This is a genomic window from Bellilinea sp., assembly GCF_034432615.1.
In the GTDB taxonomy this organism is placed as follows: domain Bacteria; phylum Chloroflexota; class Anaerolineae; order Anaerolineales; family Anaerolineaceae; genus Bellilinea.
In genome coordinates, this window is sequence record NZ_DAOUBL010000223.1 from 1 (window position 1) to 2,773 (window position 2,773).

Annotated in this window: 4 protein-coding genes; 1 reads left to right on the forward strand and 3 read right to left on the reverse strand. The window is 58.5% G+C overall.

Going from position 1 to position 2,773, the window contains the following annotated elements; all coding sequences use genetic code 11:
- The coding region (locus tag VAE48_RS09930; RefSeq protein WP_322793169.1) for a hypothetical protein at positions 1–518 on the reverse strand (518 nt) is incomplete at its 3' end.
- Between the two features lie 508 nt (positions 519–1,026).
- Here VAE48_RS09930 and surE point away from each other — a divergent pair.
- Complete coding sequence (gene surE, locus VAE48_RS09935; protein WP_322793170.1) at positions 1,027–1,842, forward strand: 5'/3'-nucleotidase SurE; 816 nt, start codon at positions 1,027–1,029, stop codon at positions 1,840–1,842.
- 172 nt (positions 1,843–2,014) lie between these two features.
- Here the strand turns inward: surE and VAE48_RS09940 are convergent, their stop codons facing one another.
- Both VAE48_RS09940 and VAE48_RS09945 read right to left on the reverse strand, forming a co-directional pair.
- Positions 2,015–2,272 (reverse strand): hypothetical protein, encoded by a 258-nt coding sequence (locus VAE48_RS09940; RefSeq protein ID WP_322793171.1) that lies wholly within the window; start codon positions 2,270–2,272, stop codon positions 2,015–2,017.
- A gap of 26 nt (positions 2,273–2,298) precedes the next feature.
- Positions 2,299–2,706 (reverse strand): Rrf2 family transcriptional regulator, encoded by a 408-nt coding sequence (locus VAE48_RS09945; protein WP_322793172.1) that lies wholly within the window; start codon positions 2,704–2,706, stop codon positions 2,299–2,301.
- Positions 2,707–2,773: the final 67 nt, after the last annotated feature.

The following is a 2,773-nucleotide window of genomic DNA, read 5'->3' on the forward strand; positions in this document are numbered from 1 at the left end:
GGGTAGAGAATGCCCAGCGGGTTGCCGCTGGCCGGCGGCGCATCCAGGCGCGGCTGAACGGCCAGCAGGTAGATCAGCGCCAGCGATGCCAGCGATGTGAGCGTAATATCCAGCCAGCGCCGCAGCCGGCTGCCGGAAGAAGGCCGCGGCCGCGGCAGATTTGCCAGACCGCCAGCTGCAAGCACAGCGCCCGGCAGATAGAGCACATCGCAAAGATTGGGTTGCGCCAAAAAGCCCGGCTGTAGCCCCAGCAGCATCATGCGCAGCAGGTCATTCAAGGCCCATACGCCCAAACCCAGCGCCAGTAAGGTGTAACCCCGCCGCGCTTCACTTTGAACGATGCCGCTCAGCCAGCCGGCGGCTGCCGCCGTTGCCGCCCCGGCGGTCAGAATGGACAAACTCCCCAGCCAGTAACGCTCCCAGGCGTTGGTAGAACCCCACAGCAGCCAGGCAGCGTAAAATGTCAGCAACAGGCTGACTGCAATCGGAAAACGCATACGCTGCAGTGTTTGGCTCATGCTTGTATTGTAGCAAGCCAGGCAGGCCACTGCAAGCCATCGGCGGATGGCATCAGGGCTTCTCAAAGTCGAAAACGGTCAAACTTCAGCCAGCGGGTGATGACCGATGTCTGTTCGGAATAATTCACTGATGAGTCAAATCGAGCGCTTTTGCCCTCTCCTGCGCCTCCCCCAATATCGCCAACGCGATATTGGGGGAGGTCGGTGGGGGTTCGTTCGTTGAAAAAAAACGCCTTTCAACCATTTTACAGACGCAGGTTCATCCTTGACTTTTCGGACGGTTTATGACATACTCAAATCACCTTCATGGTGGATTGCACCACCTCAAGAGTCGCCATCCTAACGAAGAGGAGGTGATGCTGACAATGGCAGATAGTAGTAGTAAGCGCATGGCTGCGGCATCCCTCCTCGCTTCCCGATAAAGGTTGCCGCAGCCAAAGAAAGGCAGAAACCGCCCGCAAGGGCGGTTCTCTGTTTTTGCCGGGTATCTTATAGTACAATCCAGCCCATGAGCAGCACACGTAAACAAATCTTACTGACCAACGATGACGGGATCGAATCACCCGGCCTGTGGGCAGCCGCCGAAGCGCTGGCGCGGCTGGGTTTTGTGACCGTCGCAGCCCCGCGCGACCAGTACAGCGGCGCCGGGCGCAGCCATCCCCTGCAGGCGGATGGCATCATCACCCCGCGTTCTCTCCAAATCGGCCGTCAGATCTGGACAGCCTACGCCATCGGCGGGTCGCCGGCGCAAACCGTCATGTTTGCCATCCTCGACCTGATGCCGCGCAAACCCGATCTGGTGGTTTCGGGCATCAATTATGGGGAAAATGTGGGCAGCGGCATCACCGTTTCGGGTACACTGGGCGCCGCGCTGGAAGCCGCCAGTTTTGGCATCCCGGCGCTGGCGGTTTCCCTCGAATTGCCCAGCGGGGAGTATTACTCACACTCGCGCGAGGTGGATTTTTCTACCGCGGCTTACTTTACCGCCTACTTTGCCGAACGATTGCTCAACCTGCCCCCCCAGCCGGATGTGGACGTGCTCAAAGTGGAAGTGCCCGCCTCGGCCACCCCGCAAACCCCCTGGCAGGTCACCCGGCAAAGCCGCCAGCGTTACTTCTTCCCCATCTCCAAACGCAAGGACGGGTTGGAAAGCCCGGCGGATGTGGACTTTATCATCAAGGTCGAGCCGGATGAAGTTGAGCCGGACAGCGATGTGTATGTCATGCGGGTAAAAAAGCAGGTGGCGGTGACGCCGCTGAGTCTGGACATGGCTTCACGCCTGCCGCTGGACGGGCTGGAACGAACCCTGCGCGGCAGCGGGTAATTTTATCCGTTCGGGGTAAATTAATTCCCCATCTACTTGAGCATTTTCGGCCCCCAGCTGCGCCTCCCCCAACATTGCATCAGCGATGTTGGGGGAGGTGGGAGGGGGTTCGTTGCGACCCTCGCTAAGTTTTGTACTTGTACCGCAAGTTAATGCGGCTTTTCGGGCGGTTTCAATCCAACGGTTTGCGCTTTCGTTCCGGCAGACTGCTGAGAAAGACCTGCCCGGCGTCATAATCCAGCACCTGACCGGTGCGTTTCAGCCACACCAGTTCTTCATCCCGAATGGCGTGGCTGCCAATCAGATCCACCGATTCGATAAACTGGCCGCTGGCGAGGTCTTGAAAGACGTTTTCTCCCCAATCCACCACCACACGGCCGTCTTTCAACACCAGCACCCAGCCCCGATTGAGGGCAAATCCTTCCGGCATCGCCGCACCTTCGCCGCAGGCTGCGGTCAGGCAACGGCTTTGACGAATGACCCGAAGGTAGTGGTGCGCAGTTTTTCCACCAGTTGATCCTGCGCTTCGCACCACAGCGGGCGAATCGGGCAGTCATCGCCGAACGGGCAGGCATCCTTGGAGTAGGTGCATTCGTTCAGCGCAATCGGCCCATCAATGGCCTCCACCACTTCCAGAATGGTAATTTCATCCGCCGGGCGCGCCAGGGTCACACCGCCGTGTGCGCCGCGCGAGGTGTGAATCAATCCGGCTATCGAAAGCTGCGAAATGATCTTTGCCAGAAAAGAGGGGGGAATTCGCTGTTCCTCGGCAATCTGGCTGGTTGCGGCGCGCTGATTCGGCTCCAGTTTGGCAAGGTAGTACATTGCCCGCAGGGCGTAATCTGCCTGACGTGTGATTTGCATGGCTTTCATTCCTCAATATTCAATTTGGGTAGGAATACTCTGGTTATATGTTCAGTTTATGGAAAAG